This window comes from Paeniglutamicibacter sp. MACA_103 (genome assembly GCF_045798555.1).
Classification (GTDB): domain Bacteria; phylum Actinomycetota; class Actinomycetes; order Actinomycetales; family Micrococcaceae; genus Paeniglutamicibacter.
Window position 1 is genome coordinate 36,008 of sequence record NZ_JBIXLN010000011.1, and the last position, 20,277, is coordinate 56,284.

At 59.7% G+C, this 20,277-nt stretch carries 7 protein-coding genes; 5 read left to right on the forward strand and 2 right to left on the reverse strand.

Annotation, left to right across the window (positions count from 1 at the left end):
• Positions 1–451: 451 nt before the first annotated feature.
• Positions 452–3,604 (reverse strand): DUF3427 domain-containing protein, encoded by a 3,153-nt coding sequence (locus tag ACIPVK_RS07175; RefSeq protein ID WP_407611275.1) that lies wholly within the window; start codon positions 3,602–3,604, stop codon positions 452–454.
• A 398-nt stretch (positions 3,605–4,002) separates the two neighbouring features.
• On the reverse strand, positions 4,003–4,233 hold the full coding sequence (locus ACIPVK_RS07180; protein ID WP_407611276.1) for a hypothetical protein: 231 nt from the start codon (positions 4,231–4,233) through the stop codon (positions 4,003–4,005).
• Between the two features lie 161 nt (positions 4,234–4,394).
• Here ACIPVK_RS07180 and pglW point away from each other — a divergent pair, with 161 nt between their 5' ends.
• The 5 genes from pglW (at position 4,395) to brxD (ending at position 20,242) form a co-directional block, all read left to right on the forward strand.
• A complete protein-coding gene (gene pglW / locus ACIPVK_RS07185; RefSeq protein WP_407611277.1) occupies positions 4,395–8,576 on the forward strand; it encodes a BREX system serine/threonine kinase PglW in 4,182 nt (1,393 codons plus the stop codon).
• A complete protein-coding gene (pglX, locus tag ACIPVK_RS07190) occupies positions 8,573–12,193 on the forward strand; it encodes a BREX-2 system adenine-specific DNA-methyltransferase PglX (RefSeq protein ID WP_407611278.1) in 3,621 nt (1,206 codons plus the stop codon). Before pglW ends, pglX begins: the two co-directional genes overlap by 4 nt.
• Positions 12,194–12,297: 104 nt before the next feature.
• Complete coding sequence (locus tag ACIPVK_RS07195; RefSeq protein WP_407611279.1) at positions 12,298–16,137, forward strand: DUF6079 family protein; 3,840 nt, start codon at positions 12,298–12,300, stop codon at positions 16,135–16,137.
• A complete protein-coding gene (gene pglZ / locus ACIPVK_RS07200) occupies positions 16,134–18,863 on the forward strand; it encodes a BREX-2 system phosphatase PglZ (RefSeq protein WP_407611280.1) in 2,730 nt (909 codons plus the stop codon). Before ACIPVK_RS07195 ends, pglZ begins: the two co-directional genes overlap by 4 nt.
• Before the next feature lie 20 nt (positions 18,864–18,883).
• Positions 18,884–20,242, forward strand: coding sequence for a BREX system ATP-binding protein BrxD (gene brxD, locus ACIPVK_RS07205; protein ID WP_407611281.1), 1,359 nt, complete (start codon positions 18,884–18,886; stop codon positions 20,240–20,242).
• Positions 20,243–20,277 lie beyond the last annotated feature (35 nt).

A 20,277-nucleotide genomic window follows, 5' to 3' on the forward strand; every position in this document is an offset into this window, starting at 1 on the left:
CCAGGAGTATGCACGAATTGCACCGCCGATTTGAAGCCTCCAGCCTGCCGGTATGATTGCATATTTGGCCAATAAATATACATCTCAGTCAAAGCCAAGTAGAATGGATTTTCCCTTGGTTTAGGTACAGCCTGGCTGTGGGTTCACTACCACCCGAATTGCTAACCATCTCACTTCTCGTCGTTCTCCTTCTAGTACTTCTATGGCCCTCCATTATGGCCGCATCCAAGAAGATCTGGAACTACGGAAAGGAGATAGTCATGGGCGTAATTTCAAGCTACATCTACGACCTCATTACATCTGACACTTCAGTTGGTAGCTGGACCTAGATCAAGGGCATAGCAATACAATTGACACCGCTTTGTCTCAGCGGATTCGCTCTGCAGCCCGTTCACCTTCAGGAGCCAGGAATGCGGAACATCGCGGTTATTTCATAAGCCAACGACTTCGTCTAGCGCGCCGCAGCGCTCGCCGAAGTCAGGACGCTGACCGGCATATCGCGGTGCAGCTTCCAAGTAATTGCGATCGGCTTGGATCCCTTGTGCTCGACGTAGTCAACGGTTCCCAAGCAGGTGAACGGAATGACCAGCCCGTCTATGTCCTTCGCAGCATCGCGGGTAAAGAGCAAAATGTGCGAGGCGTGGTCTTTCCGGTTCAAGTAGCGCTTGCCGGTCGGGCTGGTTGGACTGGTTGCGTTCTGCGATTCCCAATGGAAGAGTCGCGAACTGATCGCATAATCCTTGTACAGCGTGTTCGGGTTGTGGACCGTCTCGTCCTTGTCCAGTGTCACGAACAGCGCATCGGTGCTCGCCTGCGGGCACCAGGCCACTCCTTCGCGGTGGCTGACGCCCCTGCCCTGCTCCAAGGAACCGTACTCGAGGGCCGCGAGAACTTCCGATCGCCAGTACGTGGCGTGCGAGTACAACGGAATCTGTTGCAGGCCGAGCGGCAGCCCCTTCGGCGCATGCGCACTGCGAGCCACACCTCGGGCAAACGCTGCTCGCAATTCCTCGACAAGGTATCCGTTCTCGCGGATCCGGTCCAGCCCTTCGTCATAGGAGTCGTAGCCATTGCCGTTGTCCCAGAACGTGTAGAACAGCATCCGAGCAAAGGTCTGCTCACGTTGATCCAGCTCCGCATATCGAGGGGCAGCGTTGGACAGAAGGGTGGAATAGGCATCGGCGCGCTCGGCGTCGTCAACGTGGAGGAATCGAGTGACCCGTTTGAGCAGCTCGCGTTCCTCGTCTTGTTGGCCAGCCGCGATGGCAACAAGGCCTTCTTCCCAGGGCGAGCGCGAGGAGATCAGGCCAGCACGACGAATGAGATCTGTCCAGGAATCCCCTGTTCTGCGGTAGACGTCTTTGATGTCCCGACCTGATTCCTCGAGATAGTCATCCAATCCAAGCAACCCATGGGACTTGATCTCACGAACCAGCGCCGGCTTGTTCAACTTGAGCTGCGAGCGGATGTTCTCCAGCACAATGGTTCGCGCCACTCGATCAAGCATGAGCTGGCAACCCGATGGCAGCCCGGGCGCACCATCATCGATGATGCGTTCCAGCTTCCTGCGCGGCACATCCAGCAAGGCACGGTACTTGACGTCGAAGCGAAACTCCCGGCGCTGCTGGCCAATGAAGTCCAGCACCGTGAGGACGGCCTTGTCGTCGGCCCGGCGAAGGCCGCGACCGAGTTGCTGCAGGAAAATGGTTGAGCTCTGCGTAGGACGCAGCAGGAGGATCGTGTCGATCTCCGGCACGTCGAGCCCCTCGTTGAAGAGGTCGACGGCAAAGATGCAGTTCAGCTCCCGTGCTCGCAGCTTGGCCAGAGCACCCTCGCGTTCCTCCGTGCTGGAGTTCCCCGACACCGCCACCGAGGGAATGCCGGCCTCGTTGAAGACCTTGGCCATGTAGTGCGCGTGCTGGACCGAGACGCAGAAACCCAGGGCACGCATCACGGACGGGCTGAGTACCTTGTCCCGAAGTTCGTTGATGATCTTCAGGGCGCGGATGTCATTGCCGGTGTAGACATTACTGAGCTGTTCCAGGTCATAGGAACCGCGTTTCCATTCGATTGCTGTCAGGTCGACATCATCGGCCACCCCGAAGTAGTGGAAGGGAACCAGCAGGTCGGCATCCAATGCATCCCAGAGACGCAGCTCCGAGGCAATCTTTCCGTCAAAGTAGGTATCGGCAACGTTGATGCCGTCGCCGCGTTCGGGTGTTGCTGTGAGCCCCAGCAGTTCGATGGGCCTCAGATGCTCAATAAGCCTGCGGTAGGAGTTTGCCTCTGCATGGTGGAACTCGTCGATCACCACAACGTCAAAGGCACGCGGTTCGACCTTGGAAAGTCCGAAGGCGGCCAGAGACTGGACACTGGCGAAAACATGTTTCCAGGCCTCAGGTTTTTGTCCATCCACGAACAGCTCTCCAAAGGCGCCCTTACCCAGGACCCTGCGATACGTTTTGAGCGATTGTTCGAGGATCTCCTTCCGGTGCGCCACGAACAACAGAGTTAGCTCCCGGCCGGCGGCTTCGCACAAGCGTTTGTAGTCCAACGCAGCGAGCACGGTCTTGCCGGTCCCAGTAGCGGCAACCACCAAGTTCCGATGTTCGTTGCGGTTGGTCCGGGCGGCGTCGAGTTCTTCGAGCATTTCCTTTTGATGCAACAGCGGAAGCACTTCCAATCCGGTGGAGCCAAGCATTCGTTCAGCCGTGGTTCCACCTGCCCGCTTCAACGCTGCATCCAGGCGTTCGGCATCCTTATCCGGATCGTAGGGAACGAAGGCGTCGTCTTCCCAATAGCTGTCGAATGTCATCGAGAACTTTTGCAGGAGACCGGGAGTCGCCACGCCAGAGAGCCGGACATTCCATTCGAGCCCGTCAAGAAGGGCCGGACGGCTGAGGTTGGAGCTCCCAACGTAGGCGGTGTCGAATCCAGAATTCCGGTGGAACATCCAGGCCTTTGCGTGAAGTCTGGTCGCATTCGTCTCGTAGTTGATGCGGACTTCTGCGCCGAAACGGCGAACCAGTTCGTCAATGGCGTGGCGTTGGGTTGCGCCCATATATGTCGTGGTGATGACCCGTATCTGGATGCCGTAATCCTTAAGCGCCTCGAGCGATTCGGAAAGCAGTCGCAGGCCCTCCCACTTGATGAAAGCGCACAACAGGTCAACGCGATCGGCCGAGGAGAGTTCGGCTCGCAGTTCGGCGGCCAGTTGCGGATCTTCGCGACTATTCGTGAGCAGTGCTGCCGAGCTCAACGAGGTCTGCGGTCGTTTGAACGAGCGAGCACGGACACCATCGTCGCGTTGCAGCTTCATAAGTTTCTGGGGACCTGGAAGCACATCTTCGGTGTGCCCAACAATGCCAAGAAGCTGGTTGGTCAGCGCAATCATATGGTCAGGTTCAAGCGCGCTTAATCGTGCCTCAATTGCATGGCCAAGAAATCGGGCCAATTCGCCGGGGGCAGTTTCGGCATCGACCGATTCCACTGAGCGCGTGTAGCCGGTCAAGGATTGCAAGCGACCAGCCAGATGATCCGTAATCAGGCTCTCGAAAATTCCTTCGCCCAAGTCGAAAGCGCTATTTCCTTCACGGTTGTCCATCTTGCCAGGCTACGGGACAACCAGGACACTTCGAGGTAGAACCGAAGCCGATCAAGTATCTATACTCTCATTCCACCCTCGACAACGGCGACTCGGTCTCTATTGTCTGCTTCGGCTTCTTTGACGAAGAATCAGAACGCTTGCCGGTCACAGCTGTACATGTACTTCAATGAAATGATGATCGTCGCCACCGATTCGGACCATGGCGGCAGCCGTCGGAGAACGAAAAGGTGGCAAATACCGGCTCCGAGCCGGGTTCGATCCGCAACTACTGCGGGCATTCTGCGCATGCTGCAGCGGCCGGCAATCGTCAGTAGATAAATTGTCACCGTGCCACTATCGATTCACCAGCTTTTCCGGCAGCAGATTATGCAAAGATAGCCTGCCGGAAGACCTGATCAGGACGTCTGTTCGTGGTTAAGGTCATTACCCGAGAGCCAAGCTTGCTCCGCCTTCAGCACCTGCGACATCAGGCCACAGTCGAAGACAATCAAAGGGTACGAATCACGCGGAAACCTTTTATAAGTCGCGAACGATTCACGAAGCTGACCCGTAACGAACACGCTTGCGATCCCAACGGCCGCCGCGTCGATGGCCTTTGGGACGGCCAGGTTGGCTTCGTCCACCATGGACATTTCAATCGTGAGCGCTTTAGAAGCGCCTTTAGTGGTGTGCCTACTGTTAAGCTACTTAGCGGGGGCTCAAAATGAAATCCACGGGAGTTCCCGGCCGATGGGCTAAAAGCACCCCTGATATCTCTTGACCTAAGAAGACGGAGCAACAGCTGGCGATGAAGGACGATTCTCCCCTATGGCATGAACTGGGCGAGCCAGCATCTCCCGCCGAACGGTTAGCGCTTGAGGCCTTTCGAAAGATTTTGCCAGATGATGGGATCACAACTGCCTGGTCAAACCTGACGTTCATCGACGAACAAGGACGCACATCCGAGATCGACGTTTTGCTGCTGACACCCGCTGGCTTTTTCCTGGTGGAGCTTAAGGGATGGCACGGCACGATCCGTGGTGACTCGCATCGTTGGGATCTTCCCGCCAGAAATGTCGCAAACCCACTGCTTTTGACGGATCTCAAGGCCAAGAGGCTGTCCAGTCTTCTAAAAAGCGCCTTCACCAACCAGCAGCAAGCGCAAACGATTTTGCCCTTCATCAAGCCTCTAGTTGTGCTGCATGGGGCCGGGTCCCGTATTGACTTGGATGCGCTCGGTTCAACAGGAGTGCTCATTCTTGACGGATATGACGTCAAGGCGACGGGAGCGCCACTTAATAGCTTCAGTCATTTCCTTGCCGAGCCGCCGGCCAATAAGTGGTCTGCCGTTGATTTGCAACGTGCCCGGGCAATCCGGCACATATGCAAAGAAGCTGGATTCCGCAAGACCCCGAAGGTTCGCATGGTCGCGGACTACCAAGTAAGCGAATCCACGCCCATCGCCGACGGCCCCGACTGGCAGGATGTTCTGGTGGACATGCCCGCCATGCCAGGGGTAAAACGACGCCTGCGCCTCTACGATATCTACCCTAAGGCGCCAGCATCGGAGCGGGTGCGGGTGGAGCAATTGGCCCTGCGCGAGTACCAGCTGACGTATGGCATCAAGCACGACGGGATCACGGTTCCTGTCGACTTCAAGAAAACCGACGATGGTCCGGCGCTCCTCTTCGAATACAACGATGCCGAAATCCCATTGGACGCATACCTTGCCTCGGAGGCAGGGAAATCACTCCAGTTTGAGGATCGTATCGCCTTCGTGCTGCAGCTCGGAGAGACCCTTCGTTACGCGCATCAGCGGCATCTGATCCACCGCGCTTTGGCCCCGCAACGGGTATGGGTTGCTCCATCTTCGTCCGGGCGCCCGCCGCGCCCTATGGTCCGGGATTGGTACACAGGACAAAAAGAACGCACGACATCCGCTGCCACCATTACCGTTATCTCTGGCGGGGCCACGGACATCATGGGGATCAGCAACAGCGACGGTTGGCTCTACCTTGCACCCGAAGCCCGGTCCTCCACAGCGGATGTACCCGGTGTCCCCTTGGACGTCTACGGTTTCGGAGCCTTGGCGTACCTCGTATTGTCAGGCAAGGCCCCTGCCGCGAATTTCCCCGAACTTGAAGAACTACTGAGAACCGAAGGGGCACTGGATCCACGCCGCGCAGGTGCGGGCATGCCGGATGCCGTGGCGGATGCTGTGGTCCAGGCGACCACACAGCGCGAAGCCGATCGCTCAGCAACCCTCGATGAGGTCCTCACGTCCCTACGCACAGCCTGGGATCAAATACGACGCCCCGACCCTGAAGCCGAGCCCGTCGAGGTCGCCGACCCCATCGACGCACAGGCCGGCGACGCCCTGGACGATCGATTCCTGGTGCTCTCACGCCGCGGCGAAGGCTCTTCCGGCGTTGCCCTGGGTGTCGGCGACACCGCCGCTGCCGATCCAGACCGTGAGGTCGTGATGAAAGTAGCCCGCACCGACGCCGCTGCCGGCCGCCTGAGCTCCGAAGCACAAACACTTTCCACTCTGGATCACAAGCGGATCGTGCGTCTTCTTGAAGGTCCCACACAAGTGGGTAGTCGTACGGCCATCGTCATGACGGACGCTGGGACCGAAACCCTGGCAACACGCCTCCTGAAGGAAGGCCGCTCCACGGTGGGCCAATTGGAACGGTTCGGCGGACAGCTCCTGGAAGCTCTGTCGTACTTGGAATCCAAGGGCATCTTCCACCGGGATATCAAACCGGCGAACATCGGCACCTTGACCACCCGCCAACCCGACCTTGTCCTCTTCGACTTTTCCTTGGCCTCGGAGCCGTTGGATTCGATCTCAGCCGGAACCCCGGGCTATTTGGATCCGTTCCTTGGCAAGGGCCGCCGACAACGGTACGACCGGGCTGCAGAGCTTTGGGCTGCCGCTGTCACACTCTTCGAAATGTCTACCGGCCAACTGCCGTGGTGGCCGGAGGGTTCCGGGCAGCCTTCCTCCCCTGCCGAGGCACCGGTGGTACAGCGAGCGAGCTTCGAGACAAGCGTGTCCGAACACCTCGTCGAATTCTTCACCAAGGCCCTGCACCCTGACTCACGCAAGAGATTTGCTTCCGCGGATGAGATGGCGGCCGCCTGGTACCAGGTATTCGCCGCTCTGGATGCCGGAAACGACGATGCCCAAGCCAATGACGACCTCTCAAATCAGGCGACCCTCGAAACCCCGCTGGAACGTGCCGGCTTGTCCGCCAGGGCCCTTTCCGGCGCCCTGCGCTTGGACGAAGTCATCACCGTAGGCGATCTCCTGGGCGTCTCTCCCGTACTGATCAACCGGATCCGCGGTCTGGGCGAGGTCTACCGCAAGGAATTGGTTGCCCACATTCGGCAGTGGCGCGAACAACTTGCCCAAGATGATCCGTCCCAACAGGTCCATGGCACCGAGCAGTTGGTACTGGAGCTGCTCAAAAAAATACGAAAAGCCGACGACCGTGCGGTGATCAAGGCTGTTTTGGAAGGTGACCCGGAAAACGACTGGCCCACTCCATCGGAGGTCGGAAAGCTGCTCGGTCTATCCCGCGATCAGGTCGCCGGTGTCCTGCAGGCCGCTGCGGAGACATGGTCCCGCACCAAAGATCGTTCTTTGGAATCCGTCCGAGACGACGTGCTGGCGATACTGCATCGTTCCGGGCGCGTCATGACGCGCCCGGAACTTGCCAAGGCTCTCGTCGCGGAACGGGGATCCCTACTTGATGGGGGAGCTCGTCTCTGTCAGGGATCGGCCCTGCTGCGTGCTGTCGTTGAGTTGGATGCGCGCCTGCCCGAACCGGCCATCGAGTTGCGGCGCCGTCGTGGCGGTCGCGTGGACCTAGTCGCGCTGCACGAATCTTCTGATCCGGAGCAGACTGGCTCGGATCATCCTGCGGCGGACCTGCTCACCGAGCTGGCCGGCGAACTCGGCGACACCGCAGACGGCTTGGTCGCAGATGGCAGGATTGTGCCTTTCTCACAAGCCTCCGAAGCACTTCGGGATGTTTGGCTGCGCGTCGCGGGAACAGATGCCTTCGGGATGATCACCGAACGTCGACTATTGCGCCTGGCAGCGGCAGCGTCGATGACAGCTGAAGTCTCGGCCGGGTTCGACGAACTCTACCCGGCAAGTTTGGACGCAGTCTCGGCACTGGAAGCGGCATTGCGCGGCAAACCAGGACGCAGCATTTCCGTTGATGCGGTGCGCCGCAACGTGAGCGCCCGATTCCCGAACGTACAAATACCGGCATCACAAGCTCAGCTGGATGCAATCGTTCATAAGGTTCTGCCGGGGGTGCAACGCAACGGGGATACATACGCCGTCCAGACAGCACGGACGCGGACGCAGGAAGCCACCCGCACCCACGTAGGTTTCATGGCTGCGTCTCCGGATGCCTCACGTGCATTGCAGACATCATTCGCCCGGCGTTCCGCCTTGACGCTGTGCACCGCATCAAAAGACTACGCACGCACCGCTCGCGACCTACCAAGCCTCTACACCGCGCAGGGCTTGGCTGTGTTGGATGCCGCTGCGCTACTAGTGGATGCGACCAAGAAGCTTGCCGCGCAGTTCCAGATCAAGTGGGACTTCGTGGTCGACATGGATGCGAAGCCACACTCCACACCTGATTGGGCACAGCTCTCCCAACTCGTACGACAGGCAGTCACACCCACATGGCACCAAGCGCTGACCCAGGATGTTCCCTTGCTCATTGTCAACGTTTCGGCGTTGGTTCGGTACGGGATGACACCACTTCTGGCCGAACTGCTCGACCTTGGTACCCCACGCCCGGCAGCCCGATGGCTCCTGGTGGCGCGGGACGGACGCAACGAAGTACCGCTGCTTGATGGCGACCCCGTACCAGTGGGCCCCTCCGGGTGGCTCGACCTACCCTCCGACCTCTCGGCGTTCAACACCGATCCGACCAGCATGACCACAGGAGCACCACAATGATCGATTCCGCCAGCCTACTCAAGGACCTCAAAGGCCGGCTCAAGCTCCTGCAGACCGACCTCAAGGCCCGAGCCGACGACTCGACCAATGATTGGGGTGCACGTCTCAAGGAGGAGTACGTTGCCGCGCTCAAACGCGAACGCACCGGACATTCGTGGAGCGTGTGGCGGGACAACGAAGTCGACCAAGCGGCCGTTGCCTGGATCATTTCCACCACGTTCCTGCGGTTCTGCGAGGACAACAATCTGCTGGCCGGTGCTGAGCTCGACGGGAAACCGGTGGCAGTCGGATGGATCTCCGGCCCCGGGGACAGTGTCACCCGCTCCGAGGAAAACCTCAGCGCCTACTTCCTGGAGCATCCGGACCACAACCGCCGCCACTGGCTGCAACAGGGCTTCCACGTTCTCGCCGCCCAACCGGCGGGTTCGCTGCTGATCGACCCGGACCACAACCCCGTATGGGCTGCGACAATTTCGCAGGATGCAGCGTCTTCCCTCATCGAATTCTGGCGCACCGCCGACGCGAACGGCGTGTTGTTACATGACTTCACCGACCCTACTTTGGATACCCGCTTCCTTGGAGACCTCTACCAGGACCTCTCCGACCACGCGAAGAAAACCTACGCGCTGTTGCAGACGCCGGTCTTCGTCGAGGAGTTCATCCTTGACCAGACGCTTGAACCAGCAGTGAAAGAGTTCGGGCTCGACGGGTTCAAGATGATCGACCCAACTTGCGGCTCCGGGCACTTCCTGTTGGGCGCGTTTGCCCGCCTGCACCAAAAGTGGCAGGCAGAGTCCCCCGCCATGGGTCCCAAGGAACTGGTCCGCAAGGCCATGGATTCCATCCATGGTGTTGACCTCAACCCGTTCGCGGTTGCGATCGCCCGCTTCCGCCTCACCGTTGCAGGACTCCAAGCCGCAGGCGAAACATCTCTCGTCGGGGTTGCTCCCATGGGCTTCCACCTTGCCATCGGCGACTCACTGCTCGGAGAACAGGGCGGTGCCCGGGCCGGCGAATTCGACATCTTCGGTACCCAGAATGAGTCAACCTTTGAATATGATGGGGAAGACCTCTCCGAGTATGCAGGAATCCTCACACCGGGCAAATACCACGCTGTGGTCGGCAACCCGCCCTACATCACTGTCAAAGACAAGATCCTCAACCTAAAGTATCGGGAGTCATACAAAACGACAAAGGGCAAATACGCCTTGTCTGTGCCGTTCATGGAGCTCTTCTTCCGCCTCGCGATCAAGGGCGCACCTGGCCAGCCTGCGGGATTCACTGGGCAGATCACGTCGAACTCCTTCATGAAGCGCGAATTTGGCAAGAAGCTCATTGAGGAATTTTTCGCAGGATTCCACACGGACAACCCCGTTGATCTGCTGCAGGTCATCGACACTTCCGGTGCGTACATCCCAGGCCACGGCACCCCCACAGTTATCATCGTTGGTCGCCGCCGCCGCCCGCAAACGGAGACTATTCGCGCCGTCCTAGGCGTTCGCGGTGAACCTGGACAACCGAAGGACCCAGCCAAGGGCTTGGTCTGGACCGAAATCACCCAAAACATCACTGACCCTGGGTTCGAGGGGTCCTATGTATCTGTCGCTGACTTATACAGGGCAACATTGACAATGTTCCCATGGTCGCTCAGCGGCGGCGGCGCTAACAAGCTGAAGGAACGGATCGAAGGATCAGCGCTAGAACGACTCATCAATACGATTGATGATGTTGGATTCTCTGACATTACAGGGAACGACGAAGTGTTCTTGATGCCAGGACGTGTAACCCGTGAACTGCACATCGCAGATCAGTGTCTACCATTTGTCGAAGGCGATGTTCTTCGAGATTTTGCATTCGAGGCGCGGTCCATGGCCTACCTTCCCGTAACGCAGAAGGGTATAGAAATTGCCCCTCTACCGGGAGCTGCAAGGCATCTATGGAATTATCGTTCAGTGTTGCGATCTGCCATCTACTTCGGAAAGACAGCTGAGCAAAGGGGTCTCAGATGGTTCGATCACGCGATCTATCAACCCCGAAAACACTCCAATGGCCTCTTATTAGCTTTTGCTTTCGTGGCGACGCACAATCACTTCGCATTGGAGCGTGGTGGTCACCTTTTCAATAAGTCTGCACCGGTCATCAAGCTGCCCACGGGTGCAACAGAGGAACAGCACCTGGAACTGCTCGGGGTGCTGAACTCCTCAGCGGCCTGCTTCTGGCTCAAGCAAGTCAGCTATCCCAAGGGCGGAGACCCCGTCGGCAATAGCGGTGCACGTGTAAGCGCCTCTGGCTGGGATGAGCGTTATGAATTCACCGGAACGAAGCTTCAAGAATTCCCGTTGCCGTCCGGATTGACGGCTGATCGTGCCCGAGTGCTGGACCGGTTGGCACAAGAATTGCAGGCAGTGTCCCCGGATAACGTCATCAAAATCTGGGAGACACTCTCCGAACGCAACCCCTTGCACGCAGCCCTCTCTCGGGCCGCTGCGGACGCGGATCAACTAAGAGCACGCATGATCTTCGAACAGGAAGAGCTCGACTGGGCGATCTACCGCCTTTACGGGCTGATCGAAGAGGACCTCACCTACCAAGGTGAAGGCATTGACCAGATCGCGCTTGGGGAACGAGCGTTCGAGATTACCTTGGCGCGACGCGTTCTGGACGGGACTGAGGAAACAGCTTGGTTTGAACGCCATGCATCCATCCCCCTCGCTGACATCCCCGCGGGTTGGCCGGAGGACTACAGGGGCCTTGTCCAAAAACGTTTGGACCTGATGGAGTCGGATCGCAACATCCGGTTGTTGGAGAAGCCCGAATTCAAGCGGCGGTGGGTCACCGAAACGTGGGACAAGCAGCAGCAGGCTGCGCTGCGAGGCGCCATCCTGGAGCGCTTGGAAGATCCGACGCTATGGCACGATTCCCAGGGACCGGGGCTGCGTACAATATCGGATTTGGCACATGCCCTGCGTGGGGACGCGATCCTTCAGGAGTTGGCTGAAGTCCATTCGGGCACCACTCACCCGGAATTGGTTGACGTGCTTCATTTGGCCTTGACCCAAGCCGTACCGTACCTTGCTGCGCAGCGGTACAAACCCAGTGGTCTGGAGAAGTTCGGGGAGTGGCAAAAAGTCTGGGACCTTCAACGTCTCGAGGATCTGGGAGGGAAGGTTTCCATCCCGGTGCCACCCAAGTACTCGACTCCTGACTTCCAAAAAGTTGAATACTGGAAAGCCCGGGGCAAGCTCGATGTCCCGAAGGAGCGGTTCATCTCCTACCCGGATTTGTCCAAGCCCAACGATCCCACAGCCGTGCTCGGGTGGGCGGGCTGGTCCCACCGCGACCAGGCACTCGCGCTCGCTCGTGAACTACCTGGGCGTATGGCTTTGATCCCGGAGTCGGGCACCGATGCGGTCGTCCCCCTGCTGGCCGGTCTGGTGGAGCTGGAACCGTGGCTGCAGCAGTGGCACCAGAAGATCGAACCGGAGTTCGGCATGTCCCCGGCATCCATGATCACCCAAGTCCTCGACACCGCACTGTCCGGACTGGCCCTGACCCGCGACCAAGTCACTGCCTGGACTCCGCCTGCACCGAGCCGCGGGCGAGGATCCAAAAAGTAATCCGGCCATGTGTGGCCCTGTTAGTACCTTGACCAGGGCCACACCCTAACTTATAGCTGGGGCGCCCGATGGCACCCCAGTAAGACTTGACGAAGGAATCAACGGTGACGAACCTCCAGATGCTCCTGCGGGACGCTATCCATATCCAGCCCGAGGTCCATGACGACGATTTCGTGCTGCAAATCAACCGCATCGGTGAGGCCTCGGCACAAATGGTGCGCGACTATGTGGTCACCGATGACATCGCGACCCAGTTCGATGAGGGCCTCTCGATGGTTTCCGCCGCGGTTAATGGTCAGAACCGTTCCAAGGGCGCGTTTGTCCACGGGTCCTTCGGATCCGGCAAATCCCACTTCATGGCCATGATGCACCTGCTGCTGACAGGCGACGCGGCCGCGCGCAGCATCCCGGGTCTCGCAGGTGTTGTGGGCAAATACCAGGACTTGTTGTCGAAGAACTTCCTGGCAGTCGACTACCACCTCATTGGCGCCACAAGCTTTGAAGACGCACTGTTCTCCGGGTACTTGAAGACCATCAAGGCAAAGCACCCCGACGCCCCGGTCCCAGTGTTGCACCGCTCCGACAGCTTGCTCGAGAACGCCGACCAGCTGCGTGATCGCATGGGGGATGAAAAATTCTTCGAGCCGATGCTGGGCCTCGGCGGCGAAGCATCACCGGGATGGGGTTCCTTCGCCCCACAACACATGAACGCGGCCGAATACGACGCCGCACGGATCAAACCTGCCGGAGACCCGGCGCGCGATCACCTGGTGGCGCAGCTGATCAAACACCATTTCCCCTCAGCGGAAAACACCGGCACCTGGCTTGGCATGACCGAAGGGCTGCAGGCCATGACCCGGCATGCCAAGGCTCTCGGGTACGACGGCATGGTCCTGTTCCTCGATGAACTGGTGCTGTGGCTCTCCAACCACCTGCGCAACAGCGAGTTCATCGCCACCGAAACCTCCAAGGTCACCAAGCTCGTTGAAACCGGCGCGGCACACCTTGACCTGCCACTCATCAGCTTTGTGGCCAGGCAACGCAACCTCAAGGACTTCCTCGGCGACACGGGTGTCGGTGCCGAAAAGGTCGCAGTCGACGATAACTTCAAGCACTGGGAGTCTCGCTTCACCCCGATCACCCTGCCGGCAACCTCGCTGCCGCAGATCGTGCACAAACGACTGTTGCAGGCCACCGGCCCTGATGGCACGGCCGCCTTGAAAGCCGCCTACCAGCAGATCAGCACCCATCCGCTGGCCCAACAGCACCTTTTATTGGATGGGGCCAAATCCGATGGGGTGGCGTTCGAGCAGGTATTCCCGTTCGCGCCGGCACTCATCGATGCGATGATCGCCCTGTCAAATGTCATGCAGCGTTCCCGCACGGCGCTAAAGATCATGAGTGAACTGCTCGCCCGCGGGTACGACAACCTCACCGTCAGCGACGTCATCCAGGCCGGTGACATCTTCGACCTCGTGGTTCTCGAAGACACCAAGGGACCCCTGGATTCCGATCTCAAACCGATGTTCGCCGCCGCCCGCGACTTCTACATCCAAAAGATGCGCCCCTATCTGCTCGCCAAACACCACCTAGGCGAGCCCCAGGCCACGGAGCAGGGCCGCGACTCCGCCTTCAGACGCGAAGACCGCCTAGCCAAGACCCTGCTGATCGCCGCGTTGGTACCCAATGCCCCGTCCCTGAAGAACCTGACCGCTTCCAAACTTGCTGCATTGAACTTTGGTTCCGTCAAGGCGATGATCGCAGGGTTCGAAGCCCACACGGTAGTGAGCATGGTCTCGGAGTGGGCCGCTGAATTCGGGGAAATTTCCATCGCCCAAGGTGTGACGGATCCCGTCATCACCCTGACGCTTACCGGTGTCGATGTCGATTCCATCCTGGGACAGGTCGTCATGGAAGACCGCCCCGCAAATCGCATATCACTGGTGCGACGCATGCTCGCGGAACAAATCAAAGCCGGCAAGGACCCGTCCATATCGGGTGGCGATTACACGCTGCAACACACCTGGCGCGGGCAGAAGCGCGATGTGGACATCGTCTTCGGCAACCTGCGCGATACCGAGAACCTCAAGGTTGAATCCATTCGCGCCCAAGAAGGCCGGTGGAGGCTCATCATCGATTACCCTTTCGACGATGACAATAAAAGCCCCCAGGACGACGTTGTACGTTTGCAAACGCTGCGGGAGGACGGGGAGGAAACCGACACCATCGCCTGGATGCCTCAATTCCTCACCGCCTCGCGCGTCAAAGACCTCGGCTTGCTGGTTCAGCTTGAGTACCTGCTAAACGGCAGCATGTTCGACAAGCATGCGAGTTCTCTTGCGGTCGCGGATCGGGAGCCGGCACGTCGGCAGCTAACCAGCCAGCGCGATAGCCTCAGGGCACAACTTCTCACCGCGCTCAAACAAGCCTACGGACTTGAGTCCCCCACCGACGCGCATGTCTCATCCAGCAAACCCGGATGGCACACATTCCGTACCCTCGCACCGGATTTCGAACCAACCAACCCGGCTGCCGCCACGTTTGACGTGGTTATCAAGGACGTCTTGGCTTCGGCGCTGGATGCCCGTTTCCCTCAGCATCCGAAAATCGAGAACTCTGAGACCGAAGTACGCCGCGGTGAACTAACCGCAGTGCTGGAACTCGTCCGTACTGCCATGCCGACCGGCGGGCGCATTGAAAACGTGGACAAAGCTACTTTGTCCAAGGTGCGCCGCGTCATCAACGGCTACGGTATCGGCACCCTGAAGGAGTCCACCTACTACCTGGCTCCTTCGACTTTCCGTTGGAACGATCAATTTCTCAAAGCCTCCATCACCGACCCCACGGTGGCCTCACTGCGCACCGCACTATCGGAGTTCGGGCTGACCGATGATGCCGAAGATCTCCTGATCCTGGCATGGGCGGAGCTTTCAGACCGGCAGCTGGTGCGTCAGGGGAACGTGCTGCCTCCACTCACCCTTGGCGGCCCCATCAGATTGACTGCAGAGGTTGTATTGCGCGAACCTCCACTACCTGATGCCGCCCAATGGGCCACCGCACTGGATCGCGCCCGCGAAGTGTTTTCCGTGGCCAAGAATGAGCATGCATTCCTCAGCTCCGTTGTGGCCCGCGTGGCACAGGAAATCAAGGCACGAGCCACCGCCTTGGCCCCTGGTGCAGGAAAGCTCGTCAAGGAATTGACGGATCACCAGTCGACCCTGGGGTTGGGCGATGACAGTCCCCGTATGTCCACCGCACAAAGTGGAGCCGAGCTGGTCAATGAGCTCGTTGGAGAACGAGATGACCTCGCCCTGCTGGAGTTGCTGGCCCAATTCGATATCTCCGGGAGCATCCCCGCCTTGAGGATCAGCCTGGAAACCGCAGCGGAAGTAGCAGGCCGCATCCAGGGGGCCAACTGGCAGCTTATCGACAAGCTTTCCACTCTTGGCATCGAGGGCTCAGCCTCATTGGCAGAGCTTCAGGAGGTTGCAGCCCGCGATCAGCTGTCCGCACCCCTTCAAAACGCCCTGACACAAGCGGCGTCCGCTGCGACCACGCTCCTGTCAAAACCTGGCAGAGGAGGTGCGGATCCGGATGAGGACGCCGATAAGAAGGCGCGTGAGGAGGCGCGTGAGGAGGCGGAACGGAAGGCTGCTGAGGAAGGCCGCAAGCGCAGGGAACTCGAAGCCGAGCTGGACCGCGTCAAGAAGGAAGCAGAAGCACGGGAACGCGAACACGAAGAGCGACGAAAACGTGAAGATGAAGAACGTAAGAGACGTGAAGACGAAGAACGTAAGAGACGTGAAGACGAAGAACGTAAGGCCGCTCATAGCATGGCACTGGCGAAGGCCGCGGACATCAATGATCTCGGCAGCCAGCTAGCCAGCGAGTTCCTGAAACCTGTCGATGGCAAGACCTTGACGGTCACGTGGAGATGGCAGTGAATACGAACCGCATCCCGCTGGCTTCAAAAGCACTGGTGGCGCAAAAGGCACTCAGTCTGCTCGCCTCCCCCACACGAGAACAAATCATGGTCCTGCGCGCCCGCCCCGAGTGGAACCACGACAGCGTGCTCACGGTCAGCGGTCAAAAGGTCCGGGTTATCGCAGGGATTTCCCACATCGGCATCCTTGAATCGATCGTGCGCTTGGAACACGGTGAAAAGGCAGTCATCCTGACGGATCGGCCCAGAAGCGACCTGGGTGACACGATTTTGACCCTCGCGTATGGGCAAGACGTGCAGATCCCCGAGGAGTGGGGAGCAGTCCCTGGTCTCTTCCCTGGTGCCAGTGAGGTTTCCCGCGATCTGCGTGCCCACAAGTGGGCTGCGACCGCGCTCCTTGACCATGCACCGGTCGGAGGATGGGCATCCTCCCAACAGATGGCCGTCACAGCAAAACATGCGCTGGGTGGGTTACTCGCCCATGTACTAGGTTTTGGCATGTCCACCGAGGTCGACCAGGCCATGCTGCTGACCCAACTGGACAAACATGAAGTCCGGGCCTCCTGGTCCGGTGTCGATCCAAAACTCCGGGAAAACCTGATCCGCTGGGCCGGAATGGATCTGGGTCCAACTGCTGCTTTTGCCCTTCGCGTGGCCCAGCACAACGAACATATCGGCCCGCTCCCTGTCGCCCTCGCACTAGATGTCTTGTGGCCCGCCGATGATGATGCTCCGGTCCCGGAGCAAGTAGCCGCTCGGGTACGGGTTGAAAAATATCTCGGCGGCAAGAGCATCGAACCCGGCGAGGCACGTGCTGTCGCCCGTATGGCACGCACCCTCATTCTGCGCCTGGATGCGGACCGCGGCAACGACGGAACACTCGGTATGCCACTCATGCAGGCCACCGCCCTGCTCGATGACATCGGCTGGGCCGCCGGCGCCGAACGCTCCCTCGTGCTTCATACAGGGCTCCTGCACCGTCTCCGCGCCCTAGCCGTGGCTCTTGACCGCGGCACCGCCTACGAAGAAGCCCTCACAGCCGTGCTGCAACACCGCGAAGGCCCTGCTTCCTCCGACGCCCCCCGCATGGCCGTGCGGCTCGCGCGCTGGCTTGAAACCCCCGAACCCTCAACCAACTCACTATCCCAGGATCTGTCCCTCCAAATGAGCGACGGGTCCTGGGTCGATGATGCAATGGGGAACATCTGGGCAGGATCCCACGATCCCCTAGTCAGCGACGCTTACAAGCGTCTGGCGGAAAAAGTCAGGGCCCGGCGAAAGCAAAGGGACCGTATCGCCGCCCAGCGGATCGACCAGGTCCAGCCGTGGAACGCCGAGAAATCCATCGACGACGTCTGCAGAGACGTCATGGGGATCGAAGATGTTTTGCGCGCCGTCGTTGCCCCGTGGAAGAACCGCAAGGACACCGGCGGCACCCTACTGGTGGTCCTTGATGGAATGAGTGCCGCGATCGCGCACCAGATCGTGGCCGATACCACGCAGGTCGGGTTGATGGAGTGGGTTCCCACCGCCACCCAGCAGCGCCTCGCGGTAGCTGCCGCGCTGCCATCCCTGACCGAGGTCTCGCGTGCGAGCCTGTGGGGCGGACGCATCATGCTTGGTGATGCCAGAACCGAGGCACGTCAGCTCAACATTGCTTTCCCGGGATCCACGCTGTTCCACAAGAATGACCTGCGTGCTCCGGCCGGGGCAGCACTGTCCCAGGGGGTGCTCGAAGCCATTCAGGCTGAGGTAGGTAAGGTTCCAGTTGTCGGGGTTGTCATCAACGCCATCGACGATGCCACACACAGAAACGACATGTCCGCGCAGAAGTGGGGCATCGATTCGCTGGCACCGATGACCGCACTGCTCAGGGCCGCCGTGGCGGCCGGTCGCACCATTGTGCTGACCTCAGACCACGGACATGTCGTCGAACGAGAGACCCAGCAGATCTCCTCGACCGGGAGCGGATCCCGGTGGCGGCCTGCGGATTCCGGACCGGTGAAGGACGGCGAGATCCTGGTATCAGGTCCGCGGGTCAGTGCCGATGGATCGTCGGAAGCCGTGCTGTTGTGGGCCGATGACACCCACTACGGGCCGCGGGCTGCCGGTTACCACGGAGGTGCCTCGCTGGCCGAAATCACGGTTCCTGTTATCGTCCTGCAAGCGGCAACCATTCACGAAGGAGCCCCCGGTTGGAGCATCGCTCCCCTGCAACAGCCGCTCTGGTGGAACGAACGCACCTCTACACTCGAAGAATCCATAGCGGAACGAACAACGTCGACAGACACAAGGAAACGCAAACGCACGCCGGCCGCCGACATCCAATTCGCTCCGTCCACCGATCGCAGTGACGGGCTTTTCGAAATCGAAAAGGTCATTCAAAACGAACCAGGTTCCAACGACGGCGCGGTGCCGGCTCCGGACCTGATTGATAGCTTGCTTGCTTCTCCGATCTATGCGGAACAAAAGGCCATGGCAAAAAAAGCCGCGGAGGGTGCTGATGAGTTGGTCTCCGCAGCCCTGCGGGTGTTGCTCGCCCACAACGACCGAGCCCACCAAAACACCGTCGCTGTCGCGCTTGGTGTCCAGGCTGGAGCGATGTCCCAGGTCCTCGCGACGATTCGCCGTATGCTCAACGTTGATGGGTACGCCGTCATCGAAACCGACGCCGATGGCACAATCCGACTGGACAAGCCGCTGTTGCTTGAACAGTTCGCCCTCTAAAGGACCCACGAAGGAGAACGTTGAACACCCCACAGGTCAGTCCACGTCGCCGCCGCGACATCATCGACGCCCTGCGCCGCGGTACGGTCCCCCAACGCGGCCTGGACGTTATGGCAGTGGGCCTGGACCGGTTCTCGGCGGCCTTGGACGACGAGCTTGACGCCGTCAGCCAAGGCAGCGCCCACTTCAAGGCGCTGCGCGGTGAATACGGGTCCGGCAAGACCTTCTTCTCCCGCTGGCTGACCGAATCCGCCAAGAAGAAAGGGTTCGCGACCGTTGAGATTCAAGTCTCCGAGACCGAAGCACCCCTGCATAAACTGGAAAAGGTTTACAGGCGCATCGTTGAAGACCTTGAAACACCGACGACCAACAAGGGCGCATTCCGGGACATCATCGACGGGTGGTTCTACCTACTGGACAAGTCGATAGCAGCATCCGGCGACGAGACATCCGAGACCATCGATGAACAAATAGACAAGCTGCTTGAACAGCGTCTTGCCAAGGTGTCCCAAGGCGCCCCGATGTTCGCCCAGGCACTGCGAGGCTATCGTCGGCTCACCCAAGAAGGCAACCGCGCCGACGCCGAAGGCGTCTTGGCCTGGCTCGGCGGGCAACCGCAAGTGGCTGCCCAAGCAAAGCGTGAAGCCGGGGTCAGGGGGGACTTGGATGCGGTGGGCGCTTTGAGCTTCCTGCAAGGACTGCTGACCGTGCTGCGCGATTCCGATTATTCCGGACTTGTGCTTGTGCTTGACGAGGTCGAGACCCTCCAACGCGTGCGGTCCGATGTCCGGGAAAAAGCGCTCAACGGATTGCGACAGCTCATGGATGAGATTGATGCCGGCCGGTTCCCCGGTTTGTACCTTTTAGTCACCGGCACTCCCGCGTTCTTCGACGGCCAGCAAGGCGTACAGCGTTTGGCCCCACTGGCACAACGGCTGCAGACCGACTTCGGCGACCCTCGCTGGGACAACCCCCGGGCGGTGCAGATCCGTCTCCAGGGGTTCACCGGCGAAGCCTTGATCGAACTGGGGTTGAGGGTCCGCGACATCTACGCTTCCGGAGCGCAGAACCCGGAGCGGATCACCTCGCTCGTAGATGATTCCTACGTACAGATCCTGGCAGAAGCCGTCAGCGGGGAACTCGGCGGCAAGGCAGGGGTGGCCCCGCGCTTGTTCCTCAAGAAGCTCATCGCCGACGTACTCGACCGTGTTGACCAGTTCCCCGACTTCGACCCACGCCGTCACTACCAGCTAACCATCGCAAGCAGTGAAATGGATGTCGCAGAGGCGGACGCCCGCGCACTCGGTGATCGGCGGCAGGCGGACACCATCGATGACATCGACCTGGACATCGATCTCGACCTGGATGCCAGTCTGTGAGTACGGAGGATAGTCTCCATCCGACCATCGAATAC

Bases quoted from the DNA above. Each gene is read 5' to 3' on its own strand.
- ACIPVK_RS07180 (WP_407611276.1), bottom strand. From the start codon at position 4,233: ATGGTGGACGAAGCCAACCTGGCCGTCCCAAAGGCCATCGACGCGGCG.
- ACIPVK_RS07175 (WP_407611275.1), bottom strand. From the start codon at position 3,604: ATGGACAACCGTGAAGGAAATAGCGCTTTCGACTTGGGCGAAGGAATT.
- pglW (WP_407611277.1), top strand. From the start codon at position 4,395: ATGAAGGACGATTCTCCCCTATGGCATGAACTGGGCGAGCCAGCATCT.
- pglX (WP_407611278.1), top strand. From the start codon at position 8,573: ATGATCGATTCCGCCAGCCTACTCAAGGACCTCAAAGGCCGGCTCAAG.